18 protein-coding genes are annotated in these 18008 nt (G+C 67.1%); 5 read left to right on the top strand and 13 right to left on the bottom strand.

What is annotated here, in order from left to right; translation table 11 throughout:
• Window positions 1–176 precede the first annotated feature (176 nt).
• Together glmU and glmS are read left to right on the top strand one after the other, a co-directional pair.
• Window positions 177–1538: a bifunctional UDP-N-acetylglucosamine diphosphorylase/glucosamine-1-phosphate N-acetyltransferase GlmU gene (gene glmU, locus WS70_RS17240; RefSeq protein ID WP_059471939.1), complete on the top strand. Its 1362-nt coding sequence runs from the start codon at window positions 177–179 to the stop codon at window positions 1536–1538.
• 62 nt (window positions 1539–1600) lie between these two features.
• Window positions 1601–3436, top strand: coding sequence for a glutamine--fructose-6-phosphate transaminase (isomerizing) (gene glmS / locus WS70_RS17245; protein WP_059596844.1), 1836 nt, complete (start codon window positions 1601–1603; stop codon window positions 3434–3436).
• A gap of 77 nt (window positions 3437–3513) precedes the next feature.
• Here the strand turns inward: glmS and WS70_RS17250 are convergent, their stop codons facing one another.
• The 4 genes from WS70_RS17250 to WS70_RS17265 form a co-directional block, all read right to left on the bottom strand.
• Window positions 3514–3897, bottom strand: a complete 384-nt coding sequence (locus WS70_RS17250) for an avidin/streptavidin family protein (RefSeq protein WP_059471941.1) — start codon at window positions 3895–3897, stop codon at window positions 3514–3516.
• Window positions 3898–4175: 278 nt separating this feature from the next.
• Complete coding sequence (locus WS70_RS17255; protein WP_059471942.1) at window positions 4176–4673, bottom strand: TPM domain-containing protein; 498 nt, start codon at window positions 4671–4673, stop codon at window positions 4176–4178.
• Entirely contained in the window at window positions 4673–5524 is an 852-nt protein-coding gene (locus WS70_RS17260; RefSeq protein WP_059596845.1) for a TPM domain-containing protein, read from the bottom strand. Before WS70_RS17260 ends, WS70_RS17255 begins: the two co-directional genes overlap by 1 nt.
• A complete protein-coding gene (locus WS70_RS17265; RefSeq protein ID WP_059471944.1) occupies window positions 5521–6183 on the bottom strand; it encodes a LemA family protein in 663 nt (220 codons plus the stop codon). The genes WS70_RS17260 and WS70_RS17265 overlap by 4 nt, the downstream gene beginning before the upstream one ends.
• Before the next feature lie 578 nt (window positions 6184–6761).
• On the opposite strand from WS70_RS17265, the gene WS70_RS32960 reads away from it, so the two are divergent.
• Together WS70_RS32960 and WS70_RS17280 are read left to right on the top strand one after the other, a co-directional pair.
• Window positions 6762–6929 (top strand): DUF2933 domain-containing protein, encoded by a 168-nt coding sequence (locus WS70_RS32960; RefSeq protein WP_231747155.1) that lies wholly within the window; start codon window positions 6762–6764, stop codon window positions 6927–6929.
• Between the two features lie 178 nt (window positions 6930–7107).
• A complete protein-coding gene (locus WS70_RS17280) occupies window positions 7108–9549 on the top strand; it encodes a heavy metal translocating P-type ATPase (protein ID WP_059596846.1) in 2442 nt (813 codons plus the stop codon).
• An 89-nt stretch (window positions 9550–9638) separates the two neighbouring features.
• Here the strand turns inward: WS70_RS17280 and WS70_RS17285 are convergent, their stop codons facing one another.
• From WS70_RS17285 to WS70_RS17330, 9 genes are all read right to left on the bottom strand, one after another.
• A complete protein-coding gene (locus tag WS70_RS17285; RefSeq protein ID WP_059471948.1) occupies window positions 9639–9839 on the bottom strand; it encodes a heavy-metal-associated domain-containing protein in 201 nt (66 codons plus the stop codon).
• Window positions 9836–10084 carry a hypothetical protein gene (locus tag WS70_RS17290; protein ID WP_108033969.1) on the bottom strand — a complete coding sequence of 83 codons (249 nt, stop codon included), beginning with the start codon at window positions 10082–10084 and terminating at the stop codon, window positions 9836–9838. Before WS70_RS17290 ends, WS70_RS17285 begins: the two co-directional genes overlap by 4 nt.
• An 81-nt stretch (window positions 10085–10165) precedes the next feature.
• Entirely contained in the window at window positions 10166–10873 is a 708-nt protein-coding gene (locus WS70_RS17295; RefSeq protein WP_059471999.1) for a hypothetical protein, read from the bottom strand.
• A 97-nt stretch (window positions 10874–10970) separates the two neighbouring features.
• On the bottom strand, window positions 10971–11477 hold the full coding sequence (locus WS70_RS17300; RefSeq protein WP_059596847.1) for a hypothetical protein: 507 nt from the start codon (window positions 11475–11477) through the stop codon (window positions 10971–10973).
• Between the two features lie 263 nt (window positions 11478–11740).
• Window positions 11741–13081: an argininosuccinate synthase gene (gene argG / locus WS70_RS17305; RefSeq protein WP_059471950.1), complete on the bottom strand. Its 1341-nt coding sequence runs from the start codon at window positions 13079–13081 to the stop codon at window positions 11741–11743.
• A 194-nt stretch (window positions 13082–13275) separates the two neighbouring features.
• Window positions 13276–14637, bottom strand: a complete 1362-nt coding sequence (gor, locus tag WS70_RS17310) for a glutathione-disulfide reductase (protein ID WP_059596848.1) — start codon at window positions 14635–14637, stop codon at window positions 13276–13278.
• A 175-nt stretch (window positions 14638–14812) separates the two neighbouring features.
• Window positions 14813–15043: a hypothetical protein gene (locus WS70_RS17315; protein WP_059596849.1), complete on the bottom strand. Its 231-nt coding sequence runs from the start codon at window positions 15041–15043 to the stop codon at window positions 14813–14815.
• A gap of 342 nt (window positions 15044–15385) precedes the next feature.
• Window positions 15386–15571 carry a hypothetical protein gene (locus WS70_RS17325; RefSeq protein WP_059596850.1) on the bottom strand — a complete coding sequence of 62 codons (186 nt, stop codon included), beginning with the start codon at window positions 15569–15571 and terminating at the stop codon, window positions 15386–15388.
• 72 nt (window positions 15572–15643) lie between these two features.
• Complete coding sequence (locus WS70_RS17330) at window positions 15644–17302, bottom strand: NRAMP family divalent metal transporter (RefSeq protein ID WP_059596851.1); 1659 nt, start codon at window positions 17300–17302, stop codon at window positions 15644–15646.
• Here WS70_RS17330 and WS70_RS32155 point away from each other — a divergent pair.
• The gene (locus WS70_RS32155) at window positions 17301–17957 is read left to right on the top strand and encodes a hypothetical protein (RefSeq protein ID WP_162498952.1); all 657 of its coding nucleotides are present in this window, start codon (window positions 17301–17303) and stop codon (window positions 17955–17957) included. The two genes, WS70_RS17330 and WS70_RS32155, sit on opposite strands and share 2 nt — an antisense overlap.
• The last annotated feature ends 51 nt before the right edge of the window (window positions 17958–18008 follow it).

The following is an 18008-nucleotide window of genomic DNA, read 5'->3' on the forward strand; positions in this document are numbered from 1 at the left end:
CGATCGCCTGCCCACAGCCCCGCTCCGACCCGACATCCGCGCAAGCCGGACTGCCCGTCCGCCGCCCCGGCCGCCGGCGGCCTACGCGCCCCTCCCGGCCCGCCGCGCCCCCCGCGCCGGCGGGGCCCTGCATGCTAGAATGGCCAGCTTCGAACTCTCCCTACGAAACTGGCGCCATGAATATCGTGATTTTGGCGGCAGGCACTGGCAAGCGCATGCGTTCGGCGCTGCCGAAAGTGCTTCATCCTCTGGCCGGCAGGCCCCTTCTCTCCCACGTGATCGATACCGCCCGCGCGCTCGCGCCGTCCCGGCTCGTCGTCGTGGTCGGCCATGGCGCCGAGCAGGTGCAGGCGGCCGTCGCCGCGCCCGACGTGCAGTTCGCGGTGCAGGAGCAGCAGCTCGGCACCGGGCACGCGGTGCGCCAGGCGCTGCCGCTCCTCGAACCGTCGCAGCCGACGCTCGTGCTGTACGGCGACGTGCCGCTCACGCGCACGGCGACGCTCAAGCGCCTCGTCGACGCTGCGACCGACGCGCGCTACGGCGTGTTGACCGTCATGCTCGACGATCCGACCGGCTACGGGCGCATCGTGCGCGATCAGGCGGGCTGCGTGACGCGCATCGTCGAACAGAAGGACGCGACGGCCGACGAACTGAAGATCGCCGAGATCAACACGGGCATCGTCGTCACGCCGACCGCGCAGTTGTCGATGTGGCTCGGCGCGCTCGGCAACGACAACGCGCAGGGCGAGTATTACCTGACCGACGTCGTCGAGCGGGCGATCGAAGCGGGCTTCGAGATCGTCACGACGCAGCCGGACGACGAATGGGAGACGCTTGGCGTCAACAGCAAGGCGCAGCTCGCCGAGCTCGAACGCATTCACCAGCGCAATCTCGCGGACGCGCTGCTCGCCGGCGGCGTGACGCTCGCCGATCCGGCACGCATCGACGTGCGCGGCACGCTCACGTGCGGCCGCGACGTGTCGATCGACGTGAACTGCGTGTTCGAAGGCGACGTGACGCTCGCCGACAACGTGACGATCGGCGCGAACTGCGTGATCCGCAACGCGACGATCGCCTCGGGCGCGCGCATCGACGCGTTCTCGCATCTCGACGGCGCGACGCTCGGCGCGCACACCGTCGTCGGCCCGTACGCGCGGCTGCGGCCGGGCGCGGTGCTCGCCGACGAAGCGCACGTCGGCAACTTCGTCGAGATGAAGAACGCGACGCTCGGCCACGGCTCGAAGGCGAATCATCTGACCTATCTCGGCGACGCCGACATCGGCGCGCGCGTGAACATCGGCGCGGGCACGATCACCTGCAACTACGACGGCGCAAACAAGTTCCGCACGATCATCGAGGACGACGTATTCGTCGGCTCGGACACGCAGCTCGTCGCGCCGGTGCGCGTCGGCCGCGGCGTGACGATCGCGGCGGGCACGACGGTCTGGAAGGACGTCGCCGAAGGCATGCTCGTGCTGAACGACAAGACGCAGACCGCGAAGAGCGGCTACGTGCGCCCCGTCAAGAAGAAGAGCTGAACCGTTTTTCGGGCGCGCACGGATGCGCCCGCATCATTGTCGAATTTCGAGGATAGATTTTCATGTGCGGAATTGTCGGCGCAGTTGCGCAACGTAACATCGTTCCGGTGCTGATCGAAGGACTGCGCCGTCTCGAGTATCGCGGCTACGACTCGTGCGGCGTCGCGGTGCTCGACGCCAACGCCCCTACGCCGGGTGCGCCGAAGCGCGCGCGCAGCGTCGCGCGCGTCGCCGATCTCGATGCGCAGGTGCGCGAGTCGCATCTCGATGGCGCGACGGGCATCGCGCACACGCGCTGGGCGACGCACGGCGCGCCCGTCACGCACAACGCGCACCCGATCTTCTCGTCGAACGCGCTCGCGCTCGTGCACAACGGCATCATCGAGAACTTCGAGACGCTGCGCGAGACGCTGCGCGGCAAGGGCTACGCGTTCGTGTCTCAGACCGACACCGAAGTCGTCGCGCACCTGGTCCACAGCCTCTATCGCGGCAACCTGTTCGCCGCCGTCCAGGAAGCCGTCAAGCAGCTCCACGGCGCGTACGCGATCGCGGTGATCCACAAGGACGAGCCGCACACCGTCGTCGGCGCGCGCCAGGGGTCGCCCCTCGTCGTGGGCTTCGGCCAGGGCGAGAACTTCCTCGCGTCCGACGCGCTCGCGCTCGCCGGCAGCACCGATCACTTCACGTTCCTCGAGGAAGGCGACGTCTGCGAGCTGACGCTCGACGGCGTGCGGATCGTCGATCGCAGCGGCGCGCGCGCCGAGCGCGAAGTGCGCGTGGTTAACGCATACGGCGGCGCGGTCGAGCTCGGCCCGTACCGGCACTTCATGCAGAAGGAGATCTTCGAGCAGCCGCGCGCGATCGCCGACACGATTCCGCAAGCCGCCGACGCGTTCGATCCGTCGCTGTTCGGCGACAAGGCGGCCGGCGTGTTCGCCGACATCGACAACCTGCTGATCCTCGCCTGCGGCACGAGCTACTACTCGGGTCTGGCCGCGAAGTACTGGCTCGAATCGATCGCGAAGATCCCGACGCAAGTCGAGATCGCGAGCGAGTACCGCTATCGCGAATCGGTGCCGAACCCGCGCTCGCTCGTCGTCGTGATCTCGCAATCGGGCGAGACGGCTGACACGCTCGCCGCGCTCAAGCACGCGCAGGCGCTCGGCCACGCGCACACGCTCGCGATCTGCAACGTCGCGACGAGCGCGATGGTCCGCCAGACCGAGCTGCAATTCCTCACGCACGCGGGCACCGAGATCGGCGTCGCGTCGACGAAGGCGTTCACGACGCAGCTCGTCGCGCTGTTCGTGCTCGCGGCGACGCTCGGCAAGCTGCGCGGCCACGTCGACGCGGCGCGCGAAGCCGACTACTTCAAGCAGCTGCGCCACCTGCCCGCCGCGCTGAACAGCGTGCTCGCGCTCGAGCCGCAGATCATTGCGTGGTCCGACGAGTTCGCGCGCAAGGAGAATGCGCTGTTCCTCGGCCGCGGGCTGCACTATCCGATCTCGCTCGAAGGCGCGCTGAAGCTGAAGGAAATCTCGTACATCCACGCGGAAGCGTATCCCGCGGGCGAGCTGAAGCACGGGCCGCTCGCGCTCGTGACGGAAGCGATGCCGGTCGTGACGGTCGCGCCGAACGACACGCTGCTCGAAAAGCTGAAATCGAACATGCAGGAAGTGCGCGCGCGCGGCGGCGAGCTGTACGTGTTCGCCGACGCCGACACGCACATCGTCAACGACGAAGGGCTGCACGTGATCCGGATGCCCGAGCATTACGGGCCGCTGTCGCCGATCCTGCACGTCGTGCCGCTGCAACTGCTCGCGTATCACACCGCTTGCGCGCGCGGCACCGACGTCGACAAGCCGCGCAATCTCGCGAAATCGGTGACGGTGGAATAATCGCGCGCCGCCGGGCGAGCGATCCGCTGCGCAACGCCGCGGATCGTTCGCACCAAACCCCGAGCTTCACGCCCTCATCAAACCCGAACGAACGTATCGGCCCCCGCGTTGATCGACGCCCACTCCTCGCCCGCCTCCACCTGTTGCGTCATCTGCCACAGCGTGTTGATCCTGTCGTTCGACGTGCCGGGCTCGCACTGTCCGACCCACGCTGTGATCGCCTGAAACTGATCCCAGTGAACGACGAACGCAATCAAGTCGCCGTCGACGTAGCCGATCAGATCGCCGCTCGTCGAGCCGCCCTTTTCGCTGACCGCGCTCCTGTACGTGCCCGTCACGCTGTCGCCCGATTGCTCGATCTGCATCGTCGAGCCGAGCTCGTTCTTCCACGTGCCGGAGAAATCGATCGGCGTGCCGGTGCCGACCTTGACGCGCTTGAGCGCATGTTCCAATCGCTGCATCTTTCGCCTCCTTAATTTACGAGTCGACGGCAGCCGGCCGCCGGCGGGGCGCAGGTCGCGCCAAGGCTCTCGCTTTCTATCGGATCGCATGGGGCACGGACATAAAGAAACAGTAGTGCATCGCGCCCGGCGATGAGGCGGAATTTCGTCGCGCCATGACCGATACGCGAGCAGGTTTCGCGACGCGCGCGATGCAACGGGCTCGACTCGTCCGATTCGATGCGAGCGCGAAACGGCAAGCCGCCCGATCTCGAAGGACCGTGCGCAAAGCGCGTTGCCTACAACACGACCGGCGCGCTCGACAGCTCGTCGCCCGGCGCCCGGCGTGACGGATAGTGCCGCGCGAGCAGCGCGGTCACGCGCTCGATTCCATGGATCGAGCCCGCCTCGAAGCGGCCGCGCCGGAACTCGGCTTCCATCGCGCGGCAAATCTCTTCCCAGTCGTCGCTGTCGACGCGCGCATGTATGCCGCGATCGGCGACGATCTCGACGTCGTGATCGGCGAACAACAGATAGATGAGCACGCCGTTGTTGTGCTCGGTGTCCCAGACGCGCAGTTCGGAGAACACGTCGATCGCCCGCTCGCGTGCGGTCACCCCCTTGAAGAGCGTCGATGCGTGCAGCGCGCCCTCGACCGCGAAGCGCAATTGACCAACGTGCTTCCCGTGGCTCGCCCTGACCGCCTGCTCGATCTTGCCGAGCGTGCGCTTCGGAAACGCGGCGCCGACGCGCCAGCGCGTCATTAGCAGATGTCTCGCGATGCGTCCGATATCCATCACCACCTCCCGGACGCGCCGCCGCCGCCGAACCCGCCGCCGCCGCCGCGGAAACCGTCCTGTCCGCCGCCCCAGCCGCCGCCGCGGCCGCCGATGAACGGGCCGCCGACGCGCGCGCCCATCCCGCCGCCGAACAGCGTGAAGAAGAGCGCGATCACGGACGCCGCGACCGCGACGAGCAGCGCGCCGGACAACAGCCATGCGACGAAACCGACCGCCCCGCCCGTGACGACCGAGCCCGCGAGCCGGCCAAACACCGCGCGCAGCACGCCGCCCGCGACGATCGTCATCACGAACAGCACCGGCAGCAAGCGGCCGAGCCCGCCGTCTTCGCCGTGCCGCACGCGCGGCGGCGGCAGCGGCTCGCCTTCGATCACGCGCATCATGCTGCCGACGCCCGCCGAGATCCCGCCGTAAAAGTCGCCGCGCCGAAAGCTCGGCGCGATGACCTCGTCGATGATGCGATGGCTCGTCGCGTCGGTCAGCACGCCCTCGAGGCCGTAGCCGACTTCGATGCGCAGCGCGCGATCGTTCTTCGCGACGATGAGGAGCGCGCCGTCGTCGACGTTCGCGCGGCCGAGCTTCCACTGCTCGACGACGCGAATCGAATACTGCTCGATCGTCTCGGGCTGCGTCGTGGGCACGATCAGGACGGCGATCTGGCTGCCCTTGTGCGTTTCGAAGTCCTTCAGCGACTGTTCGAGCGTCGCGCGCTGGGCGTCCGTCAGCGTGCCCGTCTCGTCCGTCACGCGCGCGGCGAGCGGCGGCACCGGCTGCTCTGCGCGGCAGACGCCGCCGCCGAGCGACGCGAACGCGAGGATGGCGAGGCACGCCGCACGAAAGCACTTCAATTCGAGGCTCCGGCGGCCGGCGCGGGCGCAGATCCGAAATCGACGCGTGGCGGCTTCGAGATCTCCGCCTCGTTCGCGACCGAGAAGTTCGGCTTTTCCCGGTAGCCGAACGCCATCGCGGTCAGGTTGCTCGGGAACGAGCGGATCGTCGTGTTGTAGGCCTGCACCGAGCGGATGTAGCGGTTGCGCGCGACCGTGATGCGGTTTTCGGTGCCTTCGAGCTGCGCTTGCAAATCGCGGAAGTTCGCATCGGACTTCAGTTGCGGATAGTTCTCCGACACGGCGAGGAGCCGCGACAGCGACGACGTCAGTTGCCCTTGCGCGGCCTCGAATTTCGCGAATGCCTGCGGATCGGACAGCAATTCGGGCGTCGCGCGAATCGAGCCGACCTGCGCGCGCGCCTCGGTGACGCGCGTGAGCACGTCGCGCTCTTGATTCGCGTAGCCCTTCACCGTGTTGACGAGATTCGGCACGAGGTCCGCGCGGCGCTGATACTGATTCAGCACTTCCGACCAGCTCGCCTTCACCTGCTCGTCCTGCACCTGGATCGCGTTGTAGCCGCAGCCGGACAACGCGAATGCGAGCACGGCCAGCATCGCGGCCCGGACCAGACGTGTCCACGCCACCGCGGCGCGCGGGATCGATGAGTGATGTCGCATCTGCTACCTCCGTTGCTGTTCACCGGGAAGGCGTCGCACCGATCGCGGACGGCCGGTATCGGACGGCCGGTATCGGATCGCCGCGTAGGCGTCGAATCGATGCTACGTATGCGGTTCCGGATCAACTTGATTTGCGTCAACAGTCGACAAGCGCGAGCGGGCAACTAGCACCGCGCGCGCTGCCGCTATTTCGAATCGTTGCACGATGCCCGTTCGAACCGCGCGGCGGCCGGCAAGCAACGGGGCCCGATTGAGGTATATCAATTCGCACCTTGCAACCGGCACTACAGTGGAATGATTACCCGCCTTCGAACGATGCTCAGGCTCCCGGAATGAAAGCGTTCGATCGATTCGCGATTGCAACGGTCGCCGCGTCGCATCACGATGCGATTCGGAATTGCTTGCCGTGCGCGAGCATCGGCGGATACAACCGGGCAGCCCGCGCATCGACGGCAATAGGTGTCGGCTGGCCGCTCGCGAGGCGCGTGCCGCCTGACGACGACACGCCGCGCGGAGCAGGACGATGATCACGCCCGGCCGCGCGATCGAGCATCGCGGTCGGCGCGGTCGCTGCGTTCGTGCTGCTGCCTCGCCGCCGTTACCATGTTCTTGGCTTCCTGCCGTATCTGTTGTTGCTCGCATGTCCGCTCGCCCATCTCGTCATGCGTCGCGGACATCGACACCGGCGCGCATCCGGGAACGATGCGCGTCTCAATTCCGAAGACGGCCATGAGCGGCACCGCTAGCGACACCGGCCCGCGAGCTTCCGTCTCCCGCGCTCACGAAGCCGGCCGGAGAAGCGCAACATCGAAAGACGATTCGAAGCCGCCACACGGCGCGGCGCCGCGATGACGCAGCGCGTCTCGCCGGAGCTCGCCGACGCGGGAGAAACCGACACTCACCGACGCGACTGGAGCGCTTGCCATGCACGACGCACATGCCCATCACGATCACCATCACAACACGAACGAACCGCGCGATCCGCATCGCGCGCACGTCACGCATGTCACGCACGATGCGGCGAAGCCCGGCGAAACCGTCGTCGATCCTGTTTGCGAAATGAACGTGCCGGTCGACACGAAACTCAGGCACGACTATCAAGGCCGGACGTATCGCTTCTGCAGCGAAACATGCCTGGCGACGTTTCGCGCGTCGCCGCAGAAATTCGTCGGGATGCCGAACCAGGCAGCCGGCGAATCCGCGACCAAGCCTGGCGAGATCTATACGTGCCCGATGCATCCGCAGATACGTGCGAATGCGCCGGGCAACTGTCCGATCTGCGGCATGGCGCTCGAGCCGCTCGCGCCCGGCGCCGTCGAAGAGAGGAATCCCGAGCTCGAATCGATGACGAAACGCTTCTGGGTCGGGCTCGCGCTGTCGGCGCCGCTCGTGCTGATGACGATGGGCCGGATGGTGTTGCCGTTCGACATCGGCATGGGCATCGACGCGCGCCTCGCGCGCTGGCCGCTGCCGCCCGGGATAGCCGCGTCGTGGTCGCAATGCGTGCAGGCGGCGCTCGCAACGCCCGTCGTGCTGTGGGGCGGCTGGCCGTTTCTCACGCGCGGCTGGAAGTCGTTCGTGACGCGGCGGCTCAACATGTTCAGCCTGATCGCGCTCGGCGTCGCGGCCGCATACGCGTTCAGCATGTTCGCGCTGCTCTTTCCCGATGCGCTCCCGCAGGCGTTCCGCAGCGGCCGCGAGATCCCGCTCTATTTCGAGGCGGCAGCGGTGATCGTGACGCTCGTGCTGCTCGGCCAGGTGCTCGAATTGCGCGCGCGCTCGCGCACGTCGAGCGCGATCCGCGATCTGCTGCAGCTCGCGCCACATACGGCGGTGCGCGTGAAGCCGGACGGCGCCGAGGAGACCGTGCCGCTCGAAGCGGTCATCGCCGGCGATACGCTGCGCGTGAAGCCCGGCTCGAAGATTCCGGTCGACGGCGTCGTCGTCGAAGGACACTCGAGCGTCGACGAATCGATGATCACCGGCGAATCGATGCCGGCCGAAAAGACGGAAGGCAGCAAGGTGACGGGCGCGACCGTCAACCAGACGGGCACGTTCGTGATGCGCGCGGAGAAAGTCGGCACCGACACGCTGCTCGCGCGGATCGTACAGATGGTCGCCGACGCGAGCCGCTCGCGCGCACCGATCCAGAAGCTCGCCGATCAGGTATCCGGCTGGTTCGTGCTCGCCGTCATCGCGCTTGCCGCGATCGCGTTCGTCGCGTGGGCGACGTTCGGGCCGGCGCCCGCGCTCGCGAACGCGCTCGTCATCGCGATCAGCGTGCTCATCATCGCGTGCCCGTGCGCGCTCGGCCTAGCGACGCCCGTGTCGATCATCGTCGGCGTCGGCCGCGGCGCGCGCGAAGGCGTGCTCATCAAGGATGCCGAAGCATTGGAGCTGATGGAAAAGGTCGATACGGTCGTCGTCGACAAGACGGGCACGCTGACGGAGGGCCGCCCGCGCGTGCAGACACTCGTCGCGCTAGAGGCGCGCGACGAGCGCGACTTGCTCGGCTATGCGGCGAGCCTCGAAGACGCGAGCGAACATCCGCTCGCGCAGGCGATCATCGAACAGGCGAAGCAGGCGGGCGCCGCGCGCACGCCGGTCGAATCGTTCGATTCCGTGCCGGGAAAAGGCGTGAAAGGCGTGATCGACGAACACGCAGTCGCGCTCGGCAACGCGCGCCTGATGGCGGATCTCGTAGTCGACTGCGCGTCCGTCGAAGCGGAGGCCGATCGCCTGCGCGAAGCCGGCCAGACGGTGATGTACGTCGCGATCGACGGGCGGCTCGCGGGCTACGTCGGCGTCGCGGACCCGATCAAGGAAACGACGCCGGACGCCGTGCAGCTACTCAAGGCATCGGGCGCGAGCATCGTGATGCTGACGGGCGACAACCCGGTCACCGCGAACGCGGTCGCGAAGGCGCTGTCGCTCGACGGCGTCAAGGCGGGCGTGCTGCCCGAGGACAAGTACCGGCACGTGCAGGCGCTGCAGCAGCAGGGGCACGTCGTCGCGATGGCGGGCGACGGCGTCAACGATGCGCCGGCGCTCGCGCAGGCGAATGTCGGCATCGCGATGGGCACGGGCACTGACGTCGCGATGAACAGCGCGCGGATCGTGCTCGTGAAGGGAGATTTGCGCGGCATCGCGCGGGCGCGGGCGCTCAGCGTCGCGACGATGAAGAACATCCGCCAGAACCTGTTCTTCGCGTTCGTCTACAACGCGGTCGGCATTCCGGTCGCGGCGGGCGTGCTGTATCCGTGGTTCGGCATCACGCTGAGTCCGATCATCGCGAGCGCCGCGATGGCGGCGAGCTCGGTGTCGGTCATCGGCAACGCGCTGCGGCTGCGTACCGTGAAAACCTGACGGAGCCCGCGCGGCGCGCAGCGGGCTTCGCGCGCCATCCTGCACGGAGTGACGAGCCACGCAGGATGGCGGCCGCCGGCCCCGCGATCTCACGCCGTCACGACGGCCGGATGAAAGCCCGCGGCTTCGATGACGGCCGCCACACGCTCGGCGCCGAGCGTCGAGCCGACTTCGACGACCTTCGACGCGACGTCGACCGAAACGGTCGCCGACGGATCGACCGCCGTGATCGCCTGCGTGATCGCGTTCGCGCAGCCGCCGCACGACATGTCTTTCACTTCGAACTTCATGTTGCTTCTCCGAGAGATGTGAGATGACCGAAGAATGAACCTTCCCACAGTGGAAAGGTCAAGCGTCGGCGCTCAGGCGAGCGCTCAGGCGAGCGCTCAGGCGAGCGCTCAGGCGAGCGCTCAGGCGAGCGCTCAGGCAGGCGATCAACGAGCGAGCGGAGCCGCGTGTCGAACGCGGATTCGAGCGCGAGCGCCGCGAGATCGCGCGATGCGATCGTTGCGGCCGTGGCGGTCGTGGCAGTCATTGCGATCGCGACGGGCGATCCGCACGCCGCCTTCCACCGAGCAACGCGCGTTCGCCGCGATCGATATGCGAGACTCGCGCGTCAGCGCTTTGCCGGCGTCTGGCAGAGTGCGAGATTGTGCAGGATCGCGTCGCCCGTCGATCGATAGTTGTCGGCATCGCACGGTGGAAGGCCGAACGAATCGCTGTGCTCCCGCTGCGCGCGAACGGCGACCGTATCGGACAGCACGGCCACGCATCGCGCAGGGTCGCCGCGATGGTATTCCGTCAGCGCCAGGTCGCTCTTCGCCCGGTCCTGCTCGATCCAGTCCATGAAGCCGTTGCACTCGGCAAGCAGCGAGGTCAGCGTCGCGCGCGCCGCATCGTAGTCCCGCGCCGCGTACTGCTTGTGCGATTGCTCGGTGCGCACGGCCCGAGACTGGTCGGTGCACGCGGCAGGCGGGCGGCGATATTCGCCGTCGAACGACGCGCGCATGCCGCAATAGTCGCGGCACGGTTCCGAGCCGGACGCGTCCAGCTTGACGACGCCTTGCCCGCCGGACACGGCGATGCGGCATGCCTTGTCGCGATCGCCCACCACGCCGACGCGCCCTCTGAACGTGCCGCTCAGCGAGCAGGTATGGCAGTTGCCGCCGATCGTATCGAGGGTGAAGGCGCTGCCCTTGACGGTCAGCACGCCGTGCGCGCTGCCGCCTTCGACGTACAGATATCGGCCCGGCTCCACTGCGGAGCCGGCGGCGATCGCCGATGCGCTCGCCGACAACGCGGCCGCCACGACCGCCGTTCGCATGCGGATTCCCCAGTTCATTCGCTCCCCCCTCGTCGATGTGCGGCGCAATGCGCGTGCGCCGCAACCGGTCGCATCGCCGATCGCCACGCGCGCGGCATCACGCCGAACCGCCCGCAAGCAGCCGCAGCCGCCGCGCCTGCCGCGGCAGCACGACGTACATTCCGCCTGCGAAATACCACACCAGCCGGATCGCCTGACCGAGCAACTGATGGCCATCACGGCGCAGCGGCCACGTCAGCGCATCGATCGGCAGCGACACGAGCACGCTCCAACCCACCGTCGTCAAGCCGACCAGCACTGCTTGCCGGACCGTCAGCCGGTCGGGCGCGCTCAACTCGTGCACGGCGAAACCCTTGCGCACCATGTATCCGGTAATCGGCACGCAAACCAGGAAGCAGACGACGACGACGGCGATGCCGACCGCGATGAGCAGAGCGGACGGCGGCCGATGACCGGACACGGAACGGGTTTGCCACGCCCCAAAAGCGACGACCGCGACGCCGGCGATCCACACCGGCACGTTCGCGACCATCTGACGCCACATGCAGGACCACCACACCGACAAGCGTCGGCCGAACGTCATCGACGGAAGCATCTGGAACATATCAACCTCCATTCTTGTGATCTATTCTGCGAACGCGCGAATGCGGCGGCGTCCAACGGTTGATGCTTATCGCACGGCCGGAGGCTTCATTCCCGGCCTTGCGGCGCGGGCACGCGAGCTGCCCGCCGTTTCGCGCTTGGCTGCGCGCGGCCCGCGCGATCGCCGCGCGGGCGTTTTCGTTCGAATCGGCCGCACCGCTTTCCCGCGGCGGAGGCGAACACATCGGTTCGCTGCCGGCCGCGCGCGGCGGCGCGGCGCGGGCGTCAGTTGCCGCCCTGGTCTTCCTTCAGTTGCGGCAGCGCCGACGACTCGCCCGCCGCCAGCAGGCCGACCTGCGAGTAGATGCGCAGCTTCTCGCGCGTGTCGGTGATGTCGAGATTGCGCATCGTCAGCTGGCCGATCCGGTCGCGCGGCGAGAACGTCGACTGCACCTTCTCCATCGACAGGCGTTCCGGCTGGTACGTCAGGTTCGGCGAGCGCGTGCCGAGGATCGAGTAATCGTTGCCGCGACGCAGCTCGACCGTCACTTCGCCCGTGACCGCGCGCGCGACCCAGTGCTGCGCGGTTTCGCGCAGCATGATCGCCTGCGGATCGAACCAGCGGCCCTGATACAGCAGGCGGCCGAGACGGCGGCCGTTCTCGCGATACTGCTCGATCGTGTCCTCGTTGTGGATGCCGGTGACGAGGCGCTCGTACGCGATATACAGCAGCGCGAGCCCCGGGGCTTCATAGATGCCGCGGCTCTTCGCCTCGATGATCCGGTTCTCGATCTGATCGCTCATGCCGAGGCCGTGACGGCCGCCGATCCGGTTCGCTTCGAGCAGCAGCTCGACCGCATCCTTGAATTCGACGCCGTTCAGCGCGACCGGGCGGCCCTCCTCGAAGCGGATCGTCACTTCTTCCTTGTCGATCTTCACGTCGTCGCGCCAGAACGCGACGCCCATGATCGGATTGACGATCTTGATGCCGCTCTCGAGGCTCTCGAGATCCTTCGCCTCGTGCGTCGCGCCGAGCAGGTTCGAGTCGGTCGAATACGCCTTCTCCGCCGACATCTTGTACTCGAAGCCTGCCTGACGCATGAATTCGGACATTTCCGTGCGGCCGCCGAGTTCGTCGATGAACTGCTGGTCGAGCCAGGGCTTGTAGATTTTCAGGTCCGGGTTCACGAGCAGGCCGTAGCGGTAGAAGCGCTCGATGTCGTTGCCCTTATACGTGCTGCCGTCGCCCCAGATGTTGACGCCGTCTTCCTTCATCGCGGCGACGAGCATCGTGCCCGTCACGGCGCGGCCGATCGGGGTCGTATTGAAATACGTGACGCCGGCCGTCGAGATGTGGAATGCACCGCATTGGAGCGCAGCAATCCCTTCGGCGACGAGCTGCGCGCGGCAGTCGATCAGGCGCGCGCCTTCGGCGCCGTACTGGATCGCGCGCTTCGGGATCGCGTCGTAGTCGTCTTCGTCGGGCTGGCCGAGGTTGGCCGTGTAGGCGTAAGGAACGGCCCCCTTGATGCGCATCCAGTGCAGCGCGGCGCTCGTGTCGAGGCCGCCGGAGAACGCGATGCCGACCTTCTGGCCGGCCGGGAGATTTTCAAGAATCGTGGTCATGACGAAAACCGTTCAATCAGTTGGAAGGGGGAATTTCGCGGAATCCGAGAGTATCGGCTGTGCCTGATTATGAGGCAAGTCTCGCGCGAGCCTCGTGTGGACCGGAGATCGGGCCAGATGTCGAAGCAGCGCCTCGCGCCTCGGACGTCCGTCGCCGTTGTCGGACCGGCGCGACGCGCCGGTCCGATCGCACGTCACGCGTCGTCCGGTTCCTTCTGCCGCAGCGTGACGAATTCCTCGGCCGCGGTCGGATGGATGCCGACCGTCTCGTCGAACTGCGCCTTCGTCGCGCCCGCGCGGATCGCGATCGCGACGCCCTGGATGATTTCCGCCGCATCGCGCCCGACCATGTGCGCGCCGACGACGCGCTGGCTGTCACGCGCGACAACGAGCTTCATGAACGTCTTCTCGTCGCGGCCGGACAGCGTGTGCCGCAACGCCCTGAACGACGTCTTGTAGATGTCGACAGCGCCGAACTCGGTGCGCGCATTCGCTTCGGCGAGCCCGACCGTCGCGACCTCCGGCTGGCTGAACACCGCGGAAGGAATGTAGCGATGGTCGGCCGCGATCCGCTTGCCGCCGAACAGGTTCGCCGCGAGCAGCATGCCGTCGCGCGTCGCGACGGGCGTGAGTTGCGGGCGCGCGGTGACGTCGCCGATCGCGTGGATCGACGGCACCGTCGTCGTCGAATACGCGTCGACTTCGATCGCACCGTCCGCATCGCGCGCGACGCCGACCGCTTCGAGCCCGAGTCCGTCGCAATTCGCGACGCGTCCCGTCGCATACAGCACCGCGTCGTAAGGGCCATGCTCGCCCGTCGCGAGCTGGAGCGTCAGCGCGCCGTCGGCGCCGCGCACGATCGCCTCGACGTTCGCGCGCGTATGGATCGCCATGCCCTGCTTCGTCATCTCGTCGTGCAACACGCGCCGCACGTCGTCGTCGAAGCCGCGCAGGATCTGCTCGCCGCGATAGAACTGGTCGACGTCGACGCCGAGCCCGTTGAAGATGCCCGCGAATTCGACCGCGATATAGCCGCCGCCGACGATCGCGATCCGCTCGGGCAGCTCGGGCAGGCTGAGCGCCTCGCGCGACGTGATCGCGTGCTCGATGCCGGGAATCGGCGGCATCACCGGCCGCGAGCCGGTCGCGACGCCGATGTGCCGCGCGGTGACGTGACGCCCCGCGACGTCGACCGTGTGCGCGTCGACGAGCGTCGCGCGCCCCGTATGGATCTCGACGCCGGATTGGTTCAGCAGATCGGCGTAGATGCCGCTCAGGCGCCCGATCTCGCGGTCCTTCGCTTCGATGAGCGCCGGCCACGAGAACAGGCCGATGTCGAAGGTCCAGCCGAAGCCCGCCGCGTCCTCGACGTCATGGCTGTAATGCGATGCGTAGACGAGCAGCTTTTTCGGAATGCAGCCGCGCAGCACGCAGGTGCCGCCGATCTGCTCTTCTTCCGCGATGCCGACGCGCGCGCCGTAGGATGCCGCGATTCGGCCCAAGCGCACGCCGCCCGAGCCCGCGCCGATGACAAAGAGATCGTAGTCGAATTCCATTGCGTCGCCTGATCGAAGTCTCGATCAGGCGACGATAACAAGATTTCGCCATTCTTGCGGCGCCGCGCGCGCGCACTGTCATGCACCGCAATCATCTGCGGATTCTCCGGCGCAAAAAAAAAGCGAAAGGCAGTGCCTTCCGCTTCGTGTCGCGCGAAGCCTTCGCGCCGACGCGTTACGCCTGCGACGCGTCGCTGTCCGGCGCGGCCGTGTTGTCGCCGCCTTCCGCCGCTTCGTTGTCGTCGTTCTTTTTTTCGACGAGATTCTCGAGCGCCTCGGCACCCTTGAAGCCGGCGACCGCAGCCGCGGCCTTCGTCAGCAGACCGGCATCCGGATCGACCTTCTCGGCCGTCTCGACGGCCGCCACCGCGCCTGCAATCTCACCCACCGTATTCAAGATTCCCATCGCAATCACCGTTTAGGTTGAACGTGAGCGAGCATGATTGCATGGACATTCATGCAGCGCCGCGTTTGTAACATTCGGTAGCGCCCGTTACGTCGGCACGACCGCTCGCGAGAACCGGCGCGGATGACGCCGGCGAATGCGCACGTTCCACCGAACGGGGAACGCACGCGCGGCGCGCGACCGAAAACGATCGCGACGTCGCGCGCAAGCAGCTTAGCTCACTCGCGCCTGCGCAACTGTCAAACTATGTCGGAAGGATTTCGGCTGGCTTTCATTCGCAGAAATCCTCTACTTTCCTGCTCGCGCCGCAGCGCACGACGTTCATCGCGCGCGCGTTTCCGTTCATTCGCTCGCACCGGATGCGGGCGCGGCGGCCGCGTCCGCAGTGCTTGCCGACACACCGGACGCAGCCGTCGCCGTGGCGGCCGCATCGTTGGTCTTGCTGCTCACTTCGTCGTCGTCCGTCCTCGTGCATGCGGCAACCAGCAATACGGCCATCATCGATGCAACCCACGCGTAACGCTTCATCCTGTCGCTCCGTTTGAAATCGAATCGTCGGAAAACGGCCGGCCGCGCGCCACGAACGGCTGCATGCGCCGGCTACCTGAAAAACGCCATCTGCACGACCTTCACGATCACGAGCCCGACCGCGAGCACGAGATAGCCGCGCAGCACACCCATCCAGATGCGCGTCGACAGCGTGATCCGCGGCGCCGGCAGCGCGTCGAGCGGCGGCATCCGCCACGTGTCGCGCAGGCGGCGGTCGAAGCCGGCGTCGGCCATCTCGTTCGCGCCGCCGGCACGCTTGCGCACCACGAGCGTCGCCACGAGCCCCGCCATGGCGAGCAGCGTGCCGCCCGCGAGCACCTCGAGCATCGTCTCGCCGCTCATGTCCGGATACATCACGGACGCCGTCAGGATAATCGACAACATCACGAGCACCCAGATCACCGCGCCTGTAAACAGATTCAATTTTGTCGAGTTGACCCACGGACCGAGTACGGCGCGGTCGTTGCACAGCAGGAGCAGGAACACCGTCGCGCTCGGCAGCAGCACGCCCGCGAGCGTCTGCACCGCTTCCGTCAGCAGGCCGAGCGGACTGCCCGGAATCAGCACGAGCCCGGCCGCCGCGGCGACGATGCCGAAGTAGACGAGATAGAAGCCCTTCGCATCCGACACGCCGCGATGCAGCGAGTGGCGAATCTTGAACACGTCGCCGATCGCGTACGCGGTCGCGAGCGACACGGCCGCCGCGCCGATGATGCACGCGTCGAGCAGCGCGATTGCGAAGAGCGTCGCGCTCGTGTGACCGGCGTACTTCGCGAGGCCGGCGATCACGCCGCCCGCGTCGGTGAAGTTGCCGGCTTCCGGACGACCGTCGTAAAGCGCCGCGCAGAACGAGATCATCGCGATCGCGCCGATCATTACGAACACGATGCCGATCCAGAGATCCGCCTTCTCGTACTTCATGAAGCGCGGCGTGATCCGCTTGTCGATCACGTAGCTCTGCTGGAAGAACAACTGCCATGGCGCAATCGTCGTTCCGACGATGCCGATCACGAGCAGCATCACGTCGGAGAGCTTCGCGTGCGCGGGCCAGGTCGGCGCGAACAGATCGCGCGTCATCTGATGCACGGGCGGATGGATCGACACGAGCACCGGCACGAGCAACAGGCTCAACACGCAGAGCACGACCGCGAAGCGCTCGAACCGGCGAAAGTCGCCCGTGCTGACGGCCGCCATCGTCAACGCAGCGGCAATGCACACGCCCGCGACCTTCGACACGCCGAAGAAATCGAGCACGAACGTGATGCCGATGAACTCGGTGACGATCGTCAGCGCGTTCAGGATGAAGAGATCGACCACGCTGAACGCGCCCCAGAACTTGCCGAAGCGCTCGAAGATGAGGCGCGCGTGGCCGACGCCCGTGACGGCGCCGAGACGCAGCACCATCTCCTGGTTCACGAACAGCACGGGCACGAGCAGCAGCAGCGTCCACAGTAGCGTCGTGCCGTAGTTCTGCCCCGCCTGCGTGTAGGTGCCGAACGCACCGGCGTCGTTGTCGCCGACCATCACGATGAGGCCCGGCCCGAGGATCGCGAGCAGCGTGCGCACGCGCGCCCACCAGCCGCTGCGCGGCGCCGTGTCGTGATGCGCGATCGTGCCGAACGCGCCCTTGATGTCGCCGATGTGCGCGTGGTCGAGGACCGCGCTGCGCTCGATGGCGATGGGCGGCGAGACGTCGGTTGGCGTTGACATGTTGTTTCTCCGAATGCGTGTGGTGATCGTCGAAGCGCTTCGCCGGCATGCGCATACGCAAGCGCCGCCACACGGCGGCATCGCTTGCGTATGCCGAAGCACGCTGCTGGCGTCAGGAAATCAGTTTTTTCAGACGCTGCCAGATCGAAGCGGAGGCCGGCTTGCCGGTGGATTCGAGCGACAGCATCGCGTCGTACTGGACGCGCGACTCATCGACGTGCGGCAGTTGCGACAGAAGCAGACCGAATTGCATGATGATTCTCCGGGCGCGGGTTCTCGCGCATGGCGGGAAGCCGCGTGCTCGAAGCTCATGCGCGCGATGCGCTTATCGATCGAGCCCTACGCGCTTCCCTTGATGATCGAAATCGAAAAGATCCAGGGTGCGGCATATGGGATAACTGTCACTGTCCGGCATCTCGGCTCCTTGTCGAAGATAGGGGCGCGACGCGCACACGCGTGCGACGAATACGCACGCGTGCATGCGCGCTCGGCGCTGCCGTCACGCGGCGACGCCAAGCGAACGCGCGCCGCGAATCGGGTTCGCGGCGAAGGCCGAACGGGCGCGCGAAAACGCAGCGCTCATGCGGCGCAAATCAAGGGTGCACGGGGAGTGGTACTGCGAACTGCGACGCGCACCGTCTGCCTGATCGGCTAGACGGCGGCAATGAAAAAGGCGCGGACGTCTTGTCGTTCAGGCGAAAAAACT

Origin of the sequence: Burkholderia mayonis (assembly GCF_001523745.2) — a bacterium.
In the GTDB taxonomy this organism is placed as follows: Bacteria; Pseudomonadota; Gammaproteobacteria; order Burkholderiales; family Burkholderiaceae; genus Burkholderia; species Burkholderia mayonis.

Excerpts from the sequence above, each read along its gene's own strand:
- argG (WP_059471950.1), bottom strand. The coding sequence starts at position 13,081 with ATGACCACGATTCTTGAAAATCTCCCGGCCGGCCAGAAGGTCGGCATC.
- WS70_RS17255 (WP_059471942.1), bottom strand. The coding sequence starts at position 4,673 with ATGGATATCGGACGCATCGCGAGACATCTGCTAATGACGCGCTGGCGC.
- glmU (WP_059471939.1), top strand. The coding sequence starts at position 177 with ATGAATATCGTGATTTTGGCGGCAGGCACTGGCAAGCGCATGCGTTCG.
- WS70_RS17330 (WP_059596851.1), bottom strand. The coding sequence starts at position 17,302 with ATGTCAACGCCAACCGACGTCTCGCCGCCCATCGCCATCGAGCGCAGC.
- glmS (WP_059596844.1), top strand. The coding sequence starts at position 1,601 with ATGTGCGGAATTGTCGGCGCAGTTGCGCAACGTAACATCGTTCCGGTG.
- WS70_RS17295 (WP_059471999.1), bottom strand. The coding sequence starts at position 10,873 with ATGCGAACGGCGGTCGTGGCGGCCGCGTTGTCGGCGAGCGCATCGGCG.
- WS70_RS17280 (WP_059596846.1), top strand. The coding sequence starts at position 7,108 with ATGCACGACGCACATGCCCATCACGATCACCATCACAACACGAACGAA.
- WS70_RS17285 (WP_059471948.1), bottom strand. The coding sequence starts at position 9,839 with ATGAAGTTCGAAGTGAAAGACATGTCGTGCGGCGGCTGCGCGAACGCG.
- gor (WP_059596848.1), bottom strand. The coding sequence starts at position 14,637 with ATGGAATTCGACTACGATCTCTTTGTCATCGGCGCGGGCTCGGGCGGC.
- WS70_RS17315 (WP_059596849.1), bottom strand. The coding sequence starts at position 15,043 with ATGGGAATCTTGAATACGGTGGGTGAGATTGCAGGCGCGGTGGCGGCC.
- WS70_RS17300 (WP_059596847.1), bottom strand. The coding sequence starts at position 11,477 with ATGTTCCAGATGCTTCCGTCGATGACGTTCGGCCGACGCTTGTCGGTG.
- WS70_RS17290 (WP_108033969.1), bottom strand. The coding sequence starts at position 10,084 with ATGACTGCCACGACCGCCACGGCCGCAACGATCGCATCGCGCGATCTC.
- WS70_RS32155 (WP_162498952.1), top strand. The coding sequence starts at position 17,301 with ATGTTGTTTCTCCGAATGCGTGTGGTGATCGTCGAAGCGCTTCGCCGG.
- WS70_RS17265 (WP_059471944.1), bottom strand. The coding sequence starts at position 6,183 with ATGCGACATCACTCATCGATCCCGCGCGCCGCGGTGGCGTGGACACGT.
- WS70_RS17325 (WP_059596850.1), bottom strand. The coding sequence starts at position 15,571 with ATGAAGCGTTACGCGTGGGTTGCATCGATGATGGCCGTATTGCTGGTT.
- WS70_RS17250 (WP_059471941.1), bottom strand. The coding sequence starts at position 3,897 with ATGCAGCGATTGGAACATGCGCTCAAGCGCGTCAAGGTCGGCACCGGC.